The organism is Haloarchaeobius sp. FL176 (genome assembly GCF_024609245.1).
Classification (GTDB): Archaea; Halobacteriota; Halobacteria; order Halobacteriales; family Natrialbaceae; genus Haloarchaeobius.
This window is the reverse complement of the sequence record NZ_JANJYH010000001.1, coordinates 453,927-470,799: the sequence shown is the minus strand read 5'-3', so window position 1 is coordinate 470,799 and position 16,873 is coordinate 453,927. Positions and strand designations below refer to the sequence as shown.

The window sequence follows — 16,873 nt, the reverse complement described above, 5'->3', positions numbered from 1 at the left end:
CAGTCTACTCGACGAACAGGGTGCCGGTCATCCCGAGCGACTCGTGTGGCTCACAGTAGAACTCGTACCGGCCCGGCGTCTCGAAGGTGTGGTCGTACTCGAAGCCGGCGTTCTCGACCAGTTCGTGGTCCGTCCACGTCGCTCCCTCGGGCGTCTTGTTCATCCGCAGGCTGTGGTTGTCGGACTCCCAGACGAACGTCACCTGGGTTCCGGGCGGGACACTCACCGGACGCTCGGTCCCTGGTTCGAAGACGTATTCATCGTCGGGACCGACGCTGATCTCCGCAGTGCCGTCCTCGCCGAGGCGGACCGGTCCGTCGGGAGTGGGCTGTTCGGTCGTGGTCTCGGGCGGTTGACCGGCCTCGTTGACCACGATGGTGCCGGTCATCCCGATGGAGCGGTGTGGCTTACAGTGGAACCGGTACTCGCCGAGCGTCTCGAACGTGTGACGGTACGTGAACCCGGCAGTCTCGACGGGCTCGTGCCCCTCCCACGTCGCGCCGTCGGGTGTCTCCTCGACGGTGATGTTGTGGTTGTCCGAGTCCCAGGCAAACAGGACCTCGGTTCCGGGGGTGACGTACAGCGGTTCGTCGGTGCCGGGCTCGAAGACGTACTCGCCGTCCGCGCCGACCTCGACGACCGCACCCGTGCTCGACTGGCCGCCGTCCCCAGTCTCGTCTTCGCCCGTCGGTTCGGGTTCGTCTGTCGTCGTCCGCTCCGTGGTCGGTTCCGCCGTGGCCGTCGGGGTCTCGGTCGGTGTGTCCGTCGGCGTTCCATCCTCGCCACCGTCGGAACTACAGCCCGCCAGACCGCCGAGAAGGAGCGTGCCGCCCGTCGCTTTCAGTACTGTACGCCGTCGCTTCGTCGATGTATCGTCGGAGTCGTGCATCGGGGACCAATCCTCGGTTCAGCTATCCCGGCCGTGATAAAAATACCCCCGAAAGTGTTCCCAGTCGCTGGGAACCGTACCGCCGTCGAACCCTGCGCTGTCAGGGGTCTATCCGGTCGTCACAGGTGGCGTCGGCAACGGAACGCGAGGAGTAGTCCTGCTGCTGTTTGAGTGTTGCGTCGGAAAGGGTTATGCGTGGGTGCGCTGGCCAGAAATCGGAGATTTCTGGCTGCTTCCCAGAACGGCTTCACCGTTCTGAGAATGTCCGTCAGGAGAGCACCCGCATCGTGTTGGCGGTCGAGTTGGTGACCACCTGTGCCGCGCGAATCGGAGATTCGCTGGCAGCCAAATCCTGTGGGATTTGTATACGATGCGTGGGACCGGATTTGAACTTCCGTCGTTCCGCTTCGCTCCACGACGGCGTTCGGATTCAGCAATCTGAATCCTCACCGGCGGACCGCTACAGGACAGCGCCGTCGCTGTTCGAGTGTTGCGTCGGAAAGGATTATGCGTGGGTGCTGTCCGTCAGGAGAGCACCCGCATCGTGTTGGCGGTCGAGTTGGTGACCGCCTGTGCCGCGCGAATCGAAGATTCGCTGGCAGCCAAATCCTGTGGGATTTGTATACGATGCGTGGGACCGGATTTGAACCGGCGGACCTCTACAGGACAGCGCCCTCAACGCTGCGCCGTTGGCCTGGCTTGGCTACCCACGCTCGCTGTGTCTTACTGCATTCCTGCGTTTCGCCGGCACAAATAAAAGCGTGTCCTTTTCGCGCCGCCGGAGGCTGTGGTAGCGACCGGCAGGGTGCGTGACAGGAAACAGCAAAGCGGGGTATTCAAATGTACGCCCCGGATAGGGGTGCGTATGGCGAAGTACTCGACGGGTGACTCGTCGGGTGGCGGCGACGGTGACACCTGCGAACTCTGCGGTGCGGCCAGCGAGCGGCTCCGGATGGCGAACGTCGCCGGAGCCGAGCTGGAGGTCTGTCCCGACTGCGCCCCGCACGACGACGCCCAGAAGACGACGAGCGGTTCCAGCGGCGACGGCAGCAGCCGTGACTCCGGCGAGCGCAAGCGCAACGCCGCCCAGAACACGGCCAAGACATCGAACTGGGACGGCGACACCTCCCACTGGGAGGAGAGTGGCACGAACTACGACGACGACCAGCTGCCGTACCTCGTCAAGGACTACGGCAAGCTGCTGACCGAGGCGCGGCAGGACGCCGGGCTCCAGCGCGACGAACTCGCCGCCGAACTGGACACCGACGAAGCCGACATCATCGCCGTCGAGCAGGGCCGCGCGGCACGGGCCGGCATCGGCGGCGGCCTCATCGCGAAGCTCGAGGACAGGCTCGACGTGCAGCTCTCGGAATCCTGATCTGGCTGTCCTCCCGTCCGAAACGTTATGTTCCACGGTGTCGACGCTCTCGATGTCCTCGAATGGTCGAACTCACGAGACGGGAGTACGCACGTGGCGTGGCGACAACGGGGACGGTGTCTCTGGTGGGCTGTCTCTCGTCCCTCCAGCGGGGGTCAGAGCCCCCTGCCATCGAGGTCGAGAACTACACGGGCGACCGGGTCGCGTACGAACTCACGATGATACGCCCCGGCGGTGGAACAGTGTTTACCGACAGTCGGACGCTGCCAGGGGCCGGGACGCACGTCTACGACGAGATCGACATCGGCGGGCGGCTGGTGTACGACGTGTCGACGGATTCCGGACTTTCGGCGTCGTTCGAGGCGTCTGCTCCGCCGGGTGTCCAGATAATCATCGACGACGAGCGTATCGAACTCACCGTCGGAGCTGCGTAGTTCCAGGTCGAGTCGAAGGAAGGCTGTGTGCTTACCGGTCAGTCGTACAGCGCGTTCGCGTCGCACAGCTCCGAGACCGTCTCGCCGACCTCGCTCTTGACAGACTCGTCCTCGGGGGCGTCGACGACCTTCGCGATGCAGTCCGCGACGACCCGGATGTCGTCCTCGTCGAAGCCACGCGTCGTCAGCGCGGGCGTGCCGATGCGGATGCCCGACGGGTTGAACGCCGAGCGCGTCTCGCCCGGGACGGTGTTGGCGTTCAGCACGATACCGGTGTCCTCCAGCGCCTCCTCGGCGTCGCCGCCGGTGGTGTCCGGGTGGGACGGGCGGAGGTCGACGAGGACGAGGTGGTTGTCGGTGCCCTCGGAGACGAGGCTGAAGCCGTGCTCCTGAAGCTGGTCGGCGAGCGCCTTCGCGTTCGACACCGTCTGTGCGGCGTACTCCTCGAACGAGGGGTCGAGCGCCTCCTTGAAGCCGACGGCCTTGCCGGCGATGTTGTGCATCAGCGGACCGCCCTGCCCGCCGGGGAAGACGGCCTTGTCGATGTCGTCGGCGTACTCCTCGTCGCACATGACGATGCCGCCGCGGCCGGCGCGGATGGTCTTGTGCGTCGAGCCGGTGACGAAGTCCGCGACGCCGACCGGCGAGGGGTGTGCGCCGCCGGCGACGAGGCCGGTGATGTGTGCGATGTCGGCGAGGTGGAGCGCATCGACTGCGTCGGCGGCCTCCTGGATGCGCTCCCAGTCCACTGTCCGCGGGTACGCGGAGTAGCCCGAGACGACGATGTCCGGCTCGAACTCCTCGGCCATCGCGTGGAGTTCCTCGTAGTCGATGTAGCCCGTCTCGGTGTCGACCTCGTACGACTCGACCTCGTAGAGCTGGCCGGTGAAGTTGGCTGGGTGGCCGTGGCTGAGGTGACCGCCGTGGCTCAGCTCCATCGAGAGGATCTTGTCGCCGGGGTCGAGCATCGCGAAGTAGACCGCCTGGTTCGCCTGGGTGCCCGAGTGCGGCTGGACGTTGACGTGCTCGGCACCCCAGAGCTCCTTCGCGCGCTCGATGGCCAGGTTCTCGACGTCGTCGGCGTACTCACAGCCGCCGTAGTACCGTGCACCTGGGTACCCCTCGGCGTACTTGTTCGTCAGTGCGGAGCCCTGTGCCTCCAGCACCGCCTCGGAGACGTGGTTCTCGCTCGCGATCATCGCCAGGGTCTCGTTCTGGCGTGTGACCTCGCCTGAGAGGGCGTCAGCGACCGCCGGGTCGACCTCGCGGACGTGCTCGTAGTCCATGCGAGAAGACCCGGTCGGTTCGGGCATAAGTGTACTCGTCTCCGGGCGATACTGCCACCGAATATGTACTCTCGTACGTCTCCCGATACATCTAACTGCCATTAGTTACATCTACCAACGCGAATGATAGAGTGGGAGGTGACGGCCACCGGTCTCCGGGTGGTCGATCCCGGGAACTCGGAGGTCACGGTCGAAGGGCCGAACCTCTCCGTGGCCGACGACGACGATGTCTCCCTCCCACGACCGGTCGATGCGACGCTCTCCTGTCGAACCGACGAGGTTCGCTTTCCCATCTCGGTGGTGTACGTCGCCTCGGAGTCGAGCGACGCCACCTACGAGCTGGAGAACGACACCGGCCCGCTCGAGCTGCCGGCCGGGGAGTACATCGTCGACCTCGACACCGACATCAAGACGTACCTGCGCGCGGACGGGCCGCTGGCAATCTCGAAGACACCGGACTTCGAGGAGGTGGTCGTCAGTTTCGCCGACGAGACGGAGGTGACCCTCGGGTTCCGGAGCCGGAACGTCCAGCCGTCGGGTCGTATCACCGTCCCACCGACGCCGAAGGGGCTGGCGGTCGCGCTCAGCCACCTGCCGGCCTCACACAAGACCACCGCGCCGGACCGCACCTACCCGACGCTGCGTGGCCACCCGCCGCTCATCGAGACGGGTGACACCGTCGACGTGTCCTCGACCATCAGGGACGCCACCCCCGACGTCGGTATCGAGTTGCTGGTGCCGCCGTCGTTCGACGAGCTGTACGTCACCGCGCCGCTGGCGTACTATCTGCAGGCCGACGTCGAGACCGTCCCCGACATCGAAGCCCCGATGCTCTGTGCGCCGGGGGCGGGCATCCGCCACGAGCTCGGGACGATGCCCGACCTCGAACGTCGGACGACGCGTGTCCTCCGGAAGACGTTCTTCCTCGACTGTCTGGTCCGGAACGCAGGGCCGTACGGGACGAACCTCGCCGAGGAGAGTCTCCTCGACGCGCTCGACCTCGACGCCGAGGCACTGTACCACGGGACGCCCGTGGACCGTCTGGAGACCTACCTCGACGTCCCCTACGCCGCGCTCGAACACCGGCTGCCGGACTGGCACCTCTCGATGTACGTCGAGCCGAGCCCGGAGACCCTCGAGACCATCCCGTTCCTGCTCCACGACCTCGCGGCGATCTACATGCCACGGACGTCGGAGCTGGCGGGCTCGGAGCTGGTCGAACGCTCGCTCGACGACTTCTACCGCGCGACCGGCCCCGGCGAGGTCGCCTCGGTGGACGTCGTCAAGCCCGAGCTGCGAGAGGGACGGGTCCACGGCTGGCTGGCGGATGGCGTCCCCATCGACGTGTTCAAATGTGCGCCTGCGGCGTATCGGAACCGGCTGTCGTCGCTCGACCGGCAGCACGAGACCGCAGAGGTGACCGTCGTGCTCAACGACGAGAAGATGGACGACGAGCACATCGACGTGGGCCGCATCTACCGGGAGCACGCGACCGACCTCCCGCTGTCGGTGAACGTCGTCGACCACCTCGGGACCGCCGAACTCGCGCGGGTGTTCGAGGACGAGAACGAGTTCGTCCACTACATCGGTCACTGCGAGACGGACGGCCTGCGCTGTCCCGACGGCTACCTCTCCGCCAGCAGCCTCTCGTCGTGTGCCACCCAGACGTTCTTCCTGAACGCCTGTGGCTCGTTCCACGAGGGCATGGAGCTCGTCGAGAAGGGGGCAGTCGCCGGTGGCGTCACGTTCACTCAGGTGCTCAACGACCACGCCGTGAAGGTCGGGTCGGCGTTCGCCCGCCTGCTCATCCACGGGTTCAGCTTCGAGCGCGCGCTCCGAATCGCGCGTCGACGGATCATGATGGGGAAGGACTACGCCGTCGTCGGCGACGGCACCTACACGCTGACTCAGACGACGAACCGGCTCCCGACGACCGCCGAACTCGAACGGCTGGACGACGACCAGTTCTTCCTCACGTTCGACCAGTTCTCGCTCCAGCACGCCGGCAGCTACTACCACCCGTACGTCGAGGGCAACGAGTACTCGTACCTCTGTGGGAACGAGTCGGAGTTCGCGCTCTCCAGGCCGGCGCTGCTCGACTTCCTCGAACGGGCGGACACATCGGTCATCTACGACGGCGAGTTCTGCTGGTCGGACGACCTCTATACCCAGCTGTCGAACGAATAGCGACCGAGTACCGAACCGATCTCAGGGGCCCGTGTACGGGCTGCTGCCGCCGTCGAGTCCGTTCGTGGGCTGCCGGTCGGGGGTGGAGAGACCACGTCGCATGCGAGAGTACCCCACCTTGTCTCTCGATTTGACTTATAGATTGTGGAGCGAGACTTCGCCCGGGGGCGATCGAGCGTCGGTTCGGCCACCGAAGCGATGAGCGATAGCCGCCTCCGACCCTGAAGTCGTGGTCGCAGCCGTCGATTTTTGAAACGAAAGCGTTTCGACGATATATGCTATAATATCCCACGCGAGCCACTCACAATCTTCCTCTCGTTTACATTGCCCCGGAATCAAGAGCAGATTGCCAAGATTTGAGGCATCAGTGGCCAATAAAATTAAGTGGCGCGGGGCCGTTTTGTTGTGCATAGGCATGAGTTCGAATTTACTCGACAGACAGATTGACGATATTCTCCAAACCGTGCTGGAGAATGCCACGGGCGACGTATTCGTGGTGAATCCGTCGGCCGACGCGATCGAGGAGTTCGTCCGCGTCGCGACTCGCTTCGAGGGCGAGCTTCCGATGGTCCACATGCTCGCCGACGAACGCACCCTCAAAGACGTCATGGACGACTTCATCGTGGCGTCGAACGCGTCCGACCTCGTCGACCGTGACTCGCTCGAGCTTCGGACGGTCGAGGAGACCCCGGAGAACTCGCTGCTGGTCACCGAGGACAGCGTCGTCGCGCTCGTCACTGCGGGCAACCGCGTCGGTGGGCTGACGACAGCGGACGACGAGTTCGTCACGACCGCCTACGACGCCTACACGGTGGCGTGGGAAGAGGCCGAGGCGTTCAAGCTCCGCACCCCGCCGATCTCGCGTGTCCGCGAGTCCCTGGAGTCCGACATCAGCCCCGAGGCCGAAGCGGACTTCACGAACATTCTCGACTCGCTCGAGACCGCCCGTGGTGACGGTGAGGGGCTCGACGAGGTCACCATCTCGCTGCTCGTGGCCGCGAAGAACGAGGCGCTGCTGTACGACATCAGCAAGTGGGGCGAAGACGTTGGAATCGCCAGCAAGGCGACGTTCTCCCGGACGAAGACGAAGCTCGAGGACATGGGCCTCATCGACACCGAGAAGGTCCCAATCGACGTCGGCCGCCCGCGTCTCCGACTGAAGATCGGCGACGACCGCCTGCGGAGCGCCGACAACGGCCAGCTCGCGACGGTCGCACAGTCCATCCTCAACTGAACACCTCGCGCATTCTTCTGTTGCACAACTCGCCCAGCGTCGACGCCGTCGGCCGGGTTTCTGTCCTCCACGAGAGGGCACCAGGCTGGCCGTTTGCGGTACATTTAAGAGTCTGGCACCGATTGTTTCAGGTGACGCTTCGCTTGGAGGGCCGAAGCGTCAGCGGGGACCAATTCAGGGCGGCAAGCGACCACGCGGGCCCACTATTCCCGCGTGGTCTGCTTTCCTGTTTCCGATACAAAACGCGGAGGCGTGCCTCCGCCGTGAACTACGAAAAAGAGCGTCGTCGAGCGGCGGCGCCGCCGATTACTCGATAGCGAGGTCGCCGGTGTCGCCGGCACCGCCGGACTGCCGTTCGTCCCACTCGACCTCGAACTCGATGCTGAGTTCACCTTCGCTGTCCCCCTTGCTCGTCTCCCGCTCGGCTTTGACCTCGAACTCGACCCGCTCCGGCGGGTCGAGCGTGACCGAGTCGTTGCCGGCGGTCAGCGTGAGCGAGTCGCCACCGTCGAGTTTGTCAGCGACGGTCCGCAGGTAGTTTGCGACGTCACTTCGGGTTCGCATCGCCTCCGTCTTGAACAGCACTTCTTCTGGCATACCTCTCAGTACGCGCCGACGGACCATAAGTGTCTCAACTCAGACGATATAGACAGATTCCGTACAGTTTTGCCTGTTTCCACTCAGTCAGACGCTATCGGTAAGTTCCTGTAGCTACGGAGAACACGATAAAATAAGGCGATATCCGTGGTCATACGCTGAATATGCATGGATAAGCCGATATATTTAATAATAGCCGACAATAAACCGCGAGCGACGTTCCCCCAATGCACGACCTGACAGGATTCCAGCGCGATTTACTGTATGTAATCGCCGGGAAAGACAAACCACACGGACTTGCGATCAAAGAAGAGCTCGAGAACTACTACGAGAAGGAGATCCACCACGGTCGCCTCTACCCGAACCTCGACACGCTCGTCGACAAGGGCCTCGTGGAGAAGGGTCAGCGGGACCGCCGGACCAACTTCTACACGTTGACGCGCCGTGGGCGCAGAGAGATCAGCGCCCGCGACGAATGGGAGTCACAGTACGTCGAGTAACGGGCACAGGCTCGACGACGGGTGACCAGGCACTCACCCGTCACTCTCACTGCAGGGGAGCCACCGGGCACATCTTCTGTTCCAGTCTCCGCGGGCGGCTCCGTCGCCGTCTCGAAACGCGATGGGTCGACCGCGTCTGGCTGGACTCGTTCCGCGTCGAGTAGCGCCGGCAGCACCACCCGTGCGAAGTGGACCGACAGCACCAGCAGCACCGATCCGAGGAAGATGCCGTACCAGCCGAACAGGAGCGTGCCGAAGATGTACGCGGACATGACGGACCCGACCTGCAGGTTCCGCCCCGGGACGTACACTCGCAACACGAGGGCGGGAGTCGGTCGATGGTGACGGATGAGGCGGCGACGAACAGTGCGGGGAACGCGCCGGTCGGCTCCCCAGTCGCCGCACGGAAGCGCAGGACCCCGCGACGAGGGCGTAGACGAGTGTCATTCCGACGACCGAGATGAAGCTCACGCCCCCGGTCAGCAGGCCGAAGATACCCCGTCCGGCTACCTCCACCCAGGGCAGGTTTTTTACATCGGAACGAGGTACGATGTGGGGTGAACGCCGTACTTCAGGGCTCCGCGAGCCTCTCGCTGGACAGCTCGGTCATCCGGCTGATCCTCGCTGGAGCGCTCGGGATGTTCCTCGGGCTCGAACGCGAGTGGTCACAGAAGTCTGCCGGGGTCCGGACGTTCTCGCTCATCGCGGTCGCGGGCGGCGTGTTCACGCTGCTGGCCATGGAGACGCAGTGGGGGGGACTGCTGCACGTCGTCGGTGGCGTCCTCGTCGTCGCCCAGGGCGTGGTGCTGGCGGTCCGTGGGCTACTGGAGGGCGGAGAGAGCGGGCTGGCGCTGACCACCTCGATGTCGATGCTCGTGACCTACGGGGTCGGCGCGCTCGTCGTCGGCGGCTTCGTCCTGGAGGGGGTCACCGTGGCGGTGCTCTCCTCGATGTTGCTCGTACTGAAGCGGGAGCTGCACTCGTTCGCTGACAACCTCTCGCGCGAGGAGGTGCGTTCGGGTGCGGAGTTCGCAATCCTGGCCTTCGTCGTCTACCCGCTGTTGCCGACCGGCGAACAGACCTACGCCTACGAGCCACTGGGCGTCGAGGGGATCACGATCGAGCCGCGTGTCGTCTGGCTGATGGTCGTGACGGTCGCTGCCATCGGCATCGTCAACTACGCGGTCGTGATGACCTACGGGAGCCGCGGTATCGCGGTCACGGGCTTTTTCGGTGGGCTGGCCTCGTCGACGGCGGTCGTCGGCTCGATGATGGACTACGTCCGCCAGCAGGAGAACGCCGTCGCGTACGCGGTCGCCGCCATCCTGCTCGCGGACGCCGCGATGGCACTCCGGAACCTGTTCATCGTCGTCGCGTTCTCGGTCTCGACCGACATTCTGGTCCCGACGGCGGTCCCGCTCGTGTTGCTCGTGCTGGCCTCGTTCGGGGTCGCGGCGTGGTCAGCGGACTGGCGCGACAGCGTCGAGATGGAGCTGGAGAGCCCGTTCTCGCTCCGATACGCGCTCGGGTTCGGCGTGATGTTCCTCGCCGTCCTCGTGGTCGGCGCGGTCGCCGAGGCGCGATTCGGCCAGGAGGGGTTCATCGCGACGGCCGCCGCCTCCGGACTGGTCTCCAGCGCCGGCGCGACCACCTCCGCGGTGCTGCTCCACCGCGGCGGGACTCTCAGCACCTCGACCACGGTCATCTCGGTGCTGCTCGCGACGGCATCGTCGGTGCTGGTCAAGGCGGGACTCACCGCCGCGAGCCCGAACCGACAGTTCGCTCGTCGGGTCGCCGTTCTCAGCGGCCTGCTCGTCGTCGTCGCCGGTGTGGGCGCTCTCGTCGTCCTGTTCGCGTGACGGTGTGGCCTCCGTGCAAATGTTGCGTGGAAATAAACGAATGTATTAAACGAACCCTGTCCATAGCAGGATTATGGACAGAGACACGGCCGAGCCACGGGTACAAGAGATGCCCGGGGAGAAGGCTGAGGAGTGGGCAGAGTACCACCATCAGCACGCGGCGACCACCACGTACGTCTACGACTTCGTCTGGGACATCACCGCCGACGCGGAGGGCCCGTTCTGTACCGACGTCGACGGGAACGTTCTCATGGACTTCACGAGTCACGTCGCCGCCGCGCCGCTCGGGTACAACAACCCGAAGATCATGGAGCCGATGTCCGAACTGGACATCGTCGACCCCAACAAGATCGCCGGCCAGGACTTCTACTTCAGCGGCGGCTGGCCGCCCGAGGAGGCGGACATCCCCGGTCCGGCCCACCTCATGGACCGGCTGACGGACCTGACGAGCCACTACGACATGGACCGGGTCTTCCTCTCGAACTCCGGTGCGGAGGCGGTCGAGAACGCGCTGAAGCTCTCCTACGACGCGAGCGACGGCGGCAAGTACGGCTTCACCTTCGAGGGTGCGTTCCACGGTCGGACCCTCGGTACGCTCTCCCTGAACCGGTCGAAGGAGGTGTACCGGCGCGAGTTCCCCGAGATATCGAGCGTCCACGACGTACCGTTCTGTGCGGACTCGGACTGCGACCCCGCCTCCTGCGGCTGTGGTTTCTTCCCCGGTGGGGCCGACGACTCCTCGGCGCTGCGGCGGAAGCTCGACCCCGACTCCGGCCACGTCAACCCGGACGAGGTCGCCTACATCATCATGGAGCCCATCCAGGGCGAGGGTGGGTACCGGCCGCCCTCGGACGCGTTCATGGACGAGATCGCCGCCCTCACCGACGAGCACGACATCACTCTCATCGCCGACGAGATACAGTCCGGCGTCGGCCGGACCGGCGAGATGTGGGCCTCGGACCACTACGCCATCGAGCCCGACATCATCACCGGCGCGAAAGGGCTGCGCGTCGGCGCGACCGTCGGGCGCGAAGAGCTGTTCCCCGACGAGAAGAGCCGTCTCTCCTCGACCTGGGGTGCCGGTGACGTGCTCTCGTCGCTTCAGGGCGTGTTGACCCTCGAGGCCATCGAGGAGTACGATCTGCTCGACAACGCCGTCGAGCGCGGTCGCCAGATGACCGAGCTCGTCGTCGACGCCGACCACGACTCGGTCGTCGATGTCCGCGGGAAAGGGCTGATGCTCGGCGTCGAGTTCGACATGAAAGAGCGCCGGGACGCGGTCGTCGACGCCGCGCTGAAACGGGGGCTGTTGACCCTCGGCTGTGGCTACAAGACGCTGCGCCTGCTGCCGCCGCTCGACGTCACCGAGCGCGAGATAGCACTGGCCGCGGAGCTGCTGTTCGAGGCCATCGAGGACGTCTCTGACGTCGCCGCCCCGGCCAACGACTGAGCCGGCTCAGAACTGGTAGCGACGGTCGTCGTTCGTCTCCGGCTGTGGGAAGCTTCCGCCGGTCATCTCCTCGTAGGTCATTCCGGAGAGGTACTCGTCGTAGGTCACGTCGTACGCGGAGCGCAGGTGGAAGTCCAGCTTCCCCGAGTCGACGGTGGTCTGGAACAGTAGCTGCACCGCGCGCTCGACCAGCTGGTCGGTGTCGGTGCCGAGGCCGGCGGCGAGCATCGCCAGCTCGTTCGTCGTCTCGCGGTCGAAGTCGAGCTGGTCGTCGATCTCGTCGTAGGCTTCGGTCACGTCGGCTTGCAGGTCGTCGAGTCCACTCATGCCCCGCCGGTAGTCGTTCGTGACTGAAGCGCGTTTCGTGTTCTGACCGACGACGCCACAGCTCGGCGAACGTCGTTCACCGATGGTTCGACTACCAAGCGACGCGGGCGGGAGACGGCCGCGAGTCCGCGCTCCCGCCGGGGACCGTTACATGAGGGCACGCCAGGCGGCGACAGCGAGCCCTCGCAGCGACACGTCGGCGTCGTAGCCGGCCGCCGCTGCGGGGCGGGACGGCGTCACGCCGGCCCCGACCCGTGCGACAGGCGTGTGTCTGACACGGACCTCCACGGTGAGGTCGGTGGCCGAGAGCGCCCCCGTCAGGCGTCGCCGTGGGAGCGGAAGCGCGTCCACCCCGGAGACGAGAGTCCGGGCCGCCGACAGCGTCGGTGCGTTGACGACCAGTAGCTCCGTCTCGGTCCAGACCGCACACCGACTGCCGTCGACCGTCACGTCGAGTGTAGCGTCGACCGACAGCGGTTCGACCGCGGTCGTCATCAGTCCTCGCGTGTCGTGATGCTGACCGTGCCGTCGACCTTCCAGTGTGCGTGGTCGGCATCCTCGCCTGCCTTGCTCGGCACCGCGACCTCCATCTCCTCGAAGACGTACTCGATGGTCGCACCTCTCCCGGTCAGTCGCTCGTACAGCGCGATTCCTAACTCCGGCCAGCTGGTGGTCTCGGAGATCTCCGCCGTGGACTCTGTGTCGTCTGTGCTCATACCTCGTGCTTCTGTTAGCGGTGGAGTCGCATAAGCACCGGCCCGGAACACTACCCAAGGACAGGGTAGGGAGACGGCCTCCGACGATCACCTGAATCGGCGGCTGTGCGTCCCAGTCGCGGAACCGTACCCCTTTTTGCCGCTCCGCTCCCACGAATGTGTATGTCGGTCACATCTGTACCCGACCGTATCGCCGTCGACCACCACCGGTCGAACACGGCGTGTTGCTGTCTCTCGTCGGGTGCGCGTGACCACGGGGTGGGCCACTGATGCTGGCCCGCCTCCGCGAGGACGTGGCGGCGGTACTGGAGCGCGACCCTGCAGCGAAGAGCAGCGTGGAGGTGCTGACCTGCTACGCGGGCCTGCACGCCGTCTGGGCGCACGTCGGCATCCACCGGCTCTGGGAGGGCGGCTTCCATCTGACGGCGCGGCTCCTCTCGCAGTTCGTCCGGTTCATGACCGGTGTCGAGATCCACCCGGGCGCGGAGCTGGGTCGCCGGGTCGTCATCGACCACGGGATGGGCGTCGTCATCGGCGAGACGGCCGAGGTCGGCGACGACGTGCACATGTACCACGGCGTCACCCTCGGCGGGAACTCGCCCGAACCGACGAAACGACACCCGACGCTGGGTGACGGTGTCGTCGTCGGTGCGAACGCAACGCTGATTGGCGACATCGAGGTCCGTGACGAGGCGCGTGTCGGCGCGGGCTCGGTGTTGACGAAGGACGTCGCAACGGGCGAGACCTGGGCCGGGGTTCCGGCGGTTCGCGTCGCTGGCGGCGAACCCGAAGATTCCGGGAAGACGGGCGACGACGAAGCGGACGACGCCGACACGGGCGACGTCGAGACTGTCGACGACGACTCTCCGGCGGAGTCGATCCCCGGTGACGAGACCGAGGTCGAGGCAGACGACTAGTCGAGCGGGACCGGGCCGTCGGCGGTGTCGCCGCGGCCACAGCGTGGCAGCCTGACGACGACGCTGTCGGTTCGCTCGGCGGTCGCCCCATCGGCTGTTATCGGAAACGGTGGTACGATGCGAGCGACGCGTTCGCTCCGCTCGACACCGTCCTGGCGGTCGGTTTCGCCGAGCAGCCAGACACAGAGTGCGCCGTTTTCGACCCGGATGTCGTCGTGTCGCTGTGTACCCGGAGTGGCATCGAACCGGACGACGAGGGCGTCGGCGGTGACGGTCACGTCGCCGTCGCCGAGGCGCTCGCGGAGGCGGAACAGCTGTCGCGTGACCCGCGCGACGGAGGGGACGACGAGGCCGGCGACGAGGCCGCTCCCGCGGAGCCGGTCCAGGGTGTACGAGGGTGGTGACGCGGGCGGTGTCGGCGGTCCCTGACGACCCTCGCGGACGAAGGTGTCGCCATCGCGGCGGAACGTCGCCTCGTGCGCGACGGCGTCGTCGGCGTCACAGCTCCGGAGCGTCGGCCGGACGAGTCGCACGTCGGATGCGGCGCCGGGCAGTTCGGTGACGAGGACGCGGGCACAGGCCAGCGTGACGTGGTGGTCGAGCTCGGTAGTCGTCGTCAGCGCCTCCTCGGCGTGCAGCACGCGTTCGACCTCGGAGCCGAACTCGGTCTGCTGGACCCGGAGGGTGACCGCTTGGGCTTCTCCGACTGCGGACCGGAGCCGACAGGTGAGCGCTTCCGGCGAGACGCTGGTGGGTCGCTGGTCGGTCGGTTCGCCGTCCCGTCCGTCGGACCCGTCGGTGTCGTTCCGGTTCGGGTCGGTCCTGCCGGTGGCCATCGCTGAGGGCAACGGGGGCGAGGTTAATAATTTCAGGGGTCAAGCACGAGAAAGGACTGGCGGGGCAGAACGCCTCAGGCGTCGTCGCCGAGCAGGTGCCGGGCGATGATCTTCTTCTGGATCTCCGTGGTTCCCTCGTAGATGGTGAGGATCTTCGCGTCGCGGTAGAAGCGCTCGACGGGGAAGTCGGTGGTGTAGCCGTAGCCGCCGTGTATCTGGACGGCCTCGTTGGTCACGTCCATCGCGGCCTCGCTGGCGAAGTACTTCGCCTGGCTGGCGAGGAACGCGGTCTCCATGCCCGCGCCCTCGGCCTTCTTCTGGGCGGCTTCGCGGGTGAGCAGGCGACCGGCGGTGACCTTCGTCTGCATCTCCGCCAGCTTGTGGCGGATGGCCTGAAAGTCCGCGATGGGCTGCTCGAACTGCTCGCGCTGCTGGGCGTACTCGACGGCTGCGTCGAGGGCGGCCTGAGCGAGCCCGACGGACTGTGCGCCGATTGCGATGCGCCCACCCGTCAGAATCTGGAACGCGGCGGAGAGCCCGCGGCCCTCCTCGGTGAGCTGGTACTCGGCCGGGATGCGTGCGTCCTCGAAGATGAGCGTCGTCGTGTCCGACGCCCGGAGGCCGAGCTTGTCCTCCTTCTTCCCGACGCTGACGCCGTCCGTGTCCGCGGGGACGAGGAACTGGGTGATGGAACCGGGGTCGTCGCGGTCGGTCTTCGCGAAGACGACGTAGACGCCGGCGCGGTTCCCGTTCGTGATCCACTGCTTCTTCCCGTTCAGGACGAACTCGTCGCCCTCGCGCTCGGCGACGGTGGACATCTCGGCGGGATTCGAGCCGGCCTCGGGCTCGGAGAGGGCGAACGCGCCGACGGGGCGGCCGTCGACCATCTCGGGGAGCCACTCGTCGCGCACGTCCTGCGTGCCGAACTCGTCGATGCAGGAGGTCGCGAGCCCGTGGACCGACAGCGCGGTCGCCACGGAGAGCATCCCGTGGGCGAGCTCCTCGTTGATGATGGCGTAGGTGACCGGGTCGGCATCGTAGCCGCCGTACTCCTCGGGGACGGTCAGCCCGGTCAGGTCCAGCTCCGCCAGTCCATCCCAGACATCCTCGGGGAAGCGCTGCTCCTCGTCGCACTCCCGGGCGACCGGCCGTAGCTCCTCGGCCGCGAACTCGCGAACCACGTCGCGGACGGCGGCCTGCTCCGAACTCAGATTCATACCACTGCCTTCGGGAGCGAGTGGAAAAAGTTGCCCCATTCTCGCGGCGGGTACGTCGACCCCGACGGTGGACCGGGCTCAGTCCTCGACGAGCGACTCGACGGGCGTCGCCCGGTCCCAGATGCGTTCGAACAGCGTCGCCCCCCAGTCGGCGGCCGCGTCGGACTCCCTGACGAGTTCGGTCTGTGGGTCGTAGGTGCCGTCGAGCTTCGGGAGCGAGAGGAAGACACCGGAATCGGTGACGGTCATCGCGAACTGGAGCTCGGCGACGCGGATATCGACCAGCTCCGCGAACGGAGGCGTTTCGTCGGCGTTCGCGTCGTCCTCGGGCGCGAGTTCCAGTATCTCTGGCTCGAGCACCAGCCGCGCGGAGTCGGGGTCGCTCTCGACCAATGCGTCGGCGAACCGGTCGTCGTACACCGGCGCGAGGATCGAGACGTGGTCGGCGCCCGCGATGGCGGTCCGCACCCGGCGGGCCGCCCGGAATGGGTCGGTCTCCGGGGACTCCACGACCTCGCAGCCGACGAGCCGGTGGAGTTCCCGGCGGTCCGCGTCCGGGACCACGCCGAGGTCGTGCTCGTCGAAGTAGGGTCGGGTGTCGTCGACCACGGACTCGACGGTGCCGACACGGTCGAGCAGGTCCGCAACGGCCCGTCCCGTCCCCGTGAGCGCCCAGTAGCCGTCGTCGCGTTCGTAGCAGAAGCCGCGGTCCGAGAGTCGGCTCATCGCGTCGTACACCGACGATTCGCTGGCGGATGTCGATGCGACGACCGTCTGTCGCTCGCGTGGCTCGCTGGCGAGCGAGAGGAGCACCTCCCGCCGGGAGCGCGAGCCACAGACGAACTCGACGCGCTCGGTCGGTCCGACCATACAGAACGTGACGAGGCGTCGGGCATATGTGTTTTCTTCTAGGCTGCATTACCAAAGTTTCCGAGTACGTCGGAACGTTCCGGCCCTCTCCGCTCGCTTCGTTCAGGTCGGAATAGTAACCTTTAGACAACAGCTTTCGGTACTTTCCACTGCTGTCTGTCGGTGCTTCCGGCGTA

16 protein-coding genes, 1 tRNA gene and 1 pseudogene are annotated in these 16,873 nt (G+C 66.0%); 8 read left to right on the top strand and 10 right to left on the bottom strand.

Translation table 11 applies throughout. The features are described from left to right. Positions 1 to 4 precede the first annotated feature (4 nt). Positions 5 to 889, bottom strand: coding sequence for a plastocyanin/azurin family copper-binding protein (locus NO978_RS02365; RefSeq protein ID WP_257297910.1), 885 nt, complete (start codon positions 887 to 889; stop codon positions 5 to 7). A gap of 628 nt (positions 890 to 1,517) precedes the next feature. Further along, positions 1,518 to 1,602, bottom strand: a tRNA-Leu gene (locus NO978_RS02360). Between the two features lie 152 nt (positions 1,603 to 1,754). On the opposite strand from NO978_RS02360, the gene NO978_RS02355 reads away from it, so the two are divergent. Together NO978_RS02355 and NO978_RS02350 are read left to right on the top strand one after the other, a co-directional pair. Then, positions 1,755 to 2,267 carry a multiprotein-bridging factor 1 family protein gene (locus tag NO978_RS02355; protein WP_257297909.1) on the top strand — a complete coding sequence of 171 codons (513 nt, stop codon included), beginning with the start codon at positions 1,755 to 1,757 and terminating at the stop codon, positions 2,265 to 2,267. A gap of 62 nt (positions 2,268 to 2,329) precedes the next feature. Beyond that, positions 2,330 to 2,701: a hypothetical protein gene (locus NO978_RS02350; protein WP_257297908.1), complete on the top strand. Its 372-nt coding sequence runs from the start codon at positions 2,330 to 2,332 to the stop codon at positions 2,699 to 2,701. A 38-nt stretch (positions 2,702 to 2,739) separates the two neighbouring features. Here the strand turns inward: NO978_RS02350 and glyA are convergent, their stop codons facing one another. Next, positions 2,740 to 3,987: a serine hydroxymethyltransferase gene (gene glyA, locus NO978_RS02345; RefSeq protein ID WP_257297907.1), complete on the bottom strand. Its 1,248-nt coding sequence runs from the start codon at positions 3,985 to 3,987 to the stop codon at positions 2,740 to 2,742. 123 nt (positions 3,988 to 4,110) lie between these two features. Between glyA and NO978_RS02340 the strand changes: the two genes are divergently transcribed. Next, positions 4,111 to 6,174: a hypothetical protein gene (locus tag NO978_RS02340; RefSeq protein ID WP_257297906.1), complete on the top strand. Its 2,064-nt coding sequence runs from the start codon at positions 4,111 to 4,113 to the stop codon at positions 6,172 to 6,174. Between the two features lie 415 nt (positions 6,175 to 6,589). Further along, positions 6,590 to 7,408: a transcriptional regulator TbsP gene (locus NO978_RS02335; protein ID WP_257297905.1), complete on the top strand. Its 819-nt coding sequence runs from the start codon at positions 6,590 to 6,592 to the stop codon at positions 7,406 to 7,408. A gap of 306 nt (positions 7,409 to 7,714) precedes the next feature. Here NO978_RS02335 and NO978_RS02330 read toward each other — a convergent pair whose 3' ends face one another. Beyond that, on the bottom strand, positions 7,715 to 8,005 hold the full coding sequence (locus tag NO978_RS02330; protein ID WP_257297904.1) for an amphi-Trp domain-containing protein: 291 nt from the start codon (positions 8,003 to 8,005) through the stop codon (positions 7,715 to 7,717). Between the two features lie 227 nt (positions 8,006 to 8,232). On the opposite strand from NO978_RS02330, the gene NO978_RS02325 reads away from it, so the two are divergent. The 3 genes from NO978_RS02325 to NO978_RS02315 all read left to right on the top strand — a co-directional run bounded on the left by NO978_RS02325 (position 8,233) and on the right by NO978_RS02315 (position 11,814). Beyond that, the gene (locus NO978_RS02325) at positions 8,233 to 8,505 is read left to right on the top strand and encodes a PadR family transcriptional regulator (RefSeq protein WP_257297903.1); all 273 of its coding nucleotides are present in this window, start codon (positions 8,233 to 8,235) and stop codon (positions 8,503 to 8,505) included. Between the two features lie 557 nt (positions 8,506 to 9,062). After that, the gene (locus NO978_RS02320) at positions 9,063 to 10,364 is read left to right on the top strand and encodes an MgtC/SapB family protein (protein ID WP_257297902.1); all 1,302 of its coding nucleotides are present in this window, start codon (positions 9,063 to 9,065) and stop codon (positions 10,362 to 10,364) included. A 73-nt stretch (positions 10,365 to 10,437) separates the two neighbouring features. Continuing rightward, the gene (locus tag NO978_RS02315) at positions 10,438 to 11,814 is read left to right on the top strand and encodes an aspartate aminotransferase family protein (RefSeq protein WP_257297901.1); all 1,377 of its coding nucleotides are present in this window, start codon (positions 10,438 to 10,440) and stop codon (positions 11,812 to 11,814) included. 6 nt (positions 11,815 to 11,820) lie between these two features. On the opposite strand, the gene NO978_RS02310 is transcribed toward NO978_RS02315, so the two are convergent. The 3 genes from NO978_RS02310 to NO978_RS02300 all read right to left on the bottom strand — a co-directional run bounded on the left by NO978_RS02310 (position 11,821) and on the right by NO978_RS02300 (position 12,857). Next, complete coding sequence (locus tag NO978_RS02310; protein ID WP_257297900.1) at positions 11,821 to 12,141, bottom strand: hypothetical protein; 321 nt, start codon at positions 12,139 to 12,141, stop codon at positions 11,821 to 11,823. 147 nt (positions 12,142 to 12,288) lie between these two features. Next, on the bottom strand, positions 12,289 to 12,636 hold the full coding sequence (locus NO978_RS02305) for a hypothetical protein (protein WP_257297899.1): 348 nt from the start codon (positions 12,634 to 12,636) through the stop codon (positions 12,289 to 12,291). Continuing rightward, positions 12,636 to 12,857 carry a hypothetical protein gene (locus tag NO978_RS02300; protein WP_257297898.1) on the bottom strand — a complete coding sequence of 74 codons (222 nt, stop codon included), beginning with the start codon at positions 12,855 to 12,857 and terminating at the stop codon, positions 12,636 to 12,638. The genes NO978_RS02305 and NO978_RS02300 overlap by 1 nt, the downstream gene beginning before the upstream one ends. 269 nt (positions 12,858 to 13,126) lie before the next feature. Here NO978_RS02300 and cysE point away from each other — a divergent pair. Further along, positions 13,127 to 13,630, top strand: a pseudogene (cysE, locus tag NO978_RS02295) (serine O-acetyltransferase); the annotation flags it as partial. A gap of 140 nt (positions 13,631 to 13,770) precedes the next feature. Here the strand turns inward: cysE and NO978_RS02290 are convergent. The 3 genes from NO978_RS02290 to NO978_RS02280 form a co-directional block, all read right to left on the bottom strand. After that, positions 13,771 to 14,610, bottom strand: coding sequence for a hypothetical protein (locus NO978_RS02290; RefSeq protein ID WP_257297896.1), 840 nt, complete (start codon positions 14,608 to 14,610; stop codon positions 13,771 to 13,773). A 74-nt stretch (positions 14,611 to 14,684) separates the two neighbouring features. Further along, a complete protein-coding gene (locus NO978_RS02285; RefSeq protein WP_257297895.1) occupies positions 14,685 to 15,827 on the bottom strand; it encodes an acyl-CoA dehydrogenase family protein in 1,143 nt (380 codons plus the stop codon). 78 nt (positions 15,828 to 15,905) lie between these two features. Next, positions 15,906 to 16,697 carry a winged helix-turn-helix domain-containing protein gene (locus NO978_RS02280; RefSeq protein WP_257297894.1) on the bottom strand — a complete coding sequence of 264 codons (792 nt, stop codon included), beginning with the start codon at positions 16,695 to 16,697 and terminating at the stop codon, positions 15,906 to 15,908. Between the last annotated feature and the right edge of the window lie 176 nt (positions 16,698 to 16,873).

Excerpts from the sequence above, each read along its gene's own strand:
- NO978_RS02365 (WP_257297910.1), bottom strand. The coding sequence starts at position 889 with ATGCACGACTCCGACGATACATCGACGAAGCGACGGCGTACAGTACTG.
- NO978_RS02355 (WP_257297909.1), top strand. The coding sequence starts at position 1,755 with ATGGCGAAGTACTCGACGGGTGACTCGTCGGGTGGCGGCGACGGTGAC.
- NO978_RS02350 (WP_257297908.1), top strand. The coding sequence starts at position 2,330 with ATGGTCGAACTCACGAGACGGGAGTACGCACGTGGCGTGGCGACAACG.
- glyA (WP_257297907.1), bottom strand. The coding sequence starts at position 3,987 with ATGGACTACGAGCACGTCCGCGAGGTCGACCCGGCGGTCGCTGACGCC.
- NO978_RS02340 (WP_257297906.1), top strand. The coding sequence starts at position 4,111 with ATGATAGAGTGGGAGGTGACGGCCACCGGTCTCCGGGTGGTCGATCCC.
- NO978_RS02335 (WP_257297905.1), top strand. The coding sequence starts at position 6,590 with ATGAGTTCGAATTTACTCGACAGACAGATTGACGATATTCTCCAAACC.
- NO978_RS02330 (WP_257297904.1), bottom strand. The coding sequence starts at position 8,005 with ATGCCAGAAGAAGTGCTGTTCAAGACGGAGGCGATGCGAACCCGAAGT.
- NO978_RS02325 (WP_257297903.1), top strand. The coding sequence starts at position 8,233 with ATGCACGACCTGACAGGATTCCAGCGCGATTTACTGTATGTAATCGCC.
- NO978_RS02315 (WP_257297901.1), top strand. The coding sequence starts at position 10,438 with ATGGACAGAGACACGGCCGAGCCACGGGTACAAGAGATGCCCGGGGAG.
- NO978_RS02310 (WP_257297900.1), bottom strand. The coding sequence starts at position 12,141 with ATGAGTGGACTCGACGACCTGCAAGCCGACGTGACCGAAGCCTACGAC.
- NO978_RS02305 (WP_257297899.1), bottom strand. The coding sequence starts at position 12,636 with ATGACGACCGCGGTCGAACCGCTGTCGGTCGACGCTACACTCGACGTG.
- NO978_RS02300 (WP_257297898.1), bottom strand. The coding sequence starts at position 12,857 with ATGAGCACAGACGACACAGAGTCCACGGCGGAGATCTCCGAGACCACC.
- NO978_RS02290 (WP_257297896.1), bottom strand. The coding sequence starts at position 14,610 with ATGGCCACCGGCAGGACCGACCCGAACCGGAACGACACCGACGGGTCC.
- NO978_RS02285 (WP_257297895.1), bottom strand. The coding sequence starts at position 15,827 with ATGAATCTGAGTTCGGAGCAGGCCGCCGTCCGCGACGTGGTTCGCGAG.
- NO978_RS02280 (WP_257297894.1), bottom strand. The coding sequence starts at position 16,697 with ATGGTCGGACCGACCGAGCGCGTCGAGTTCGTCTGTGGCTCGCGCTCC.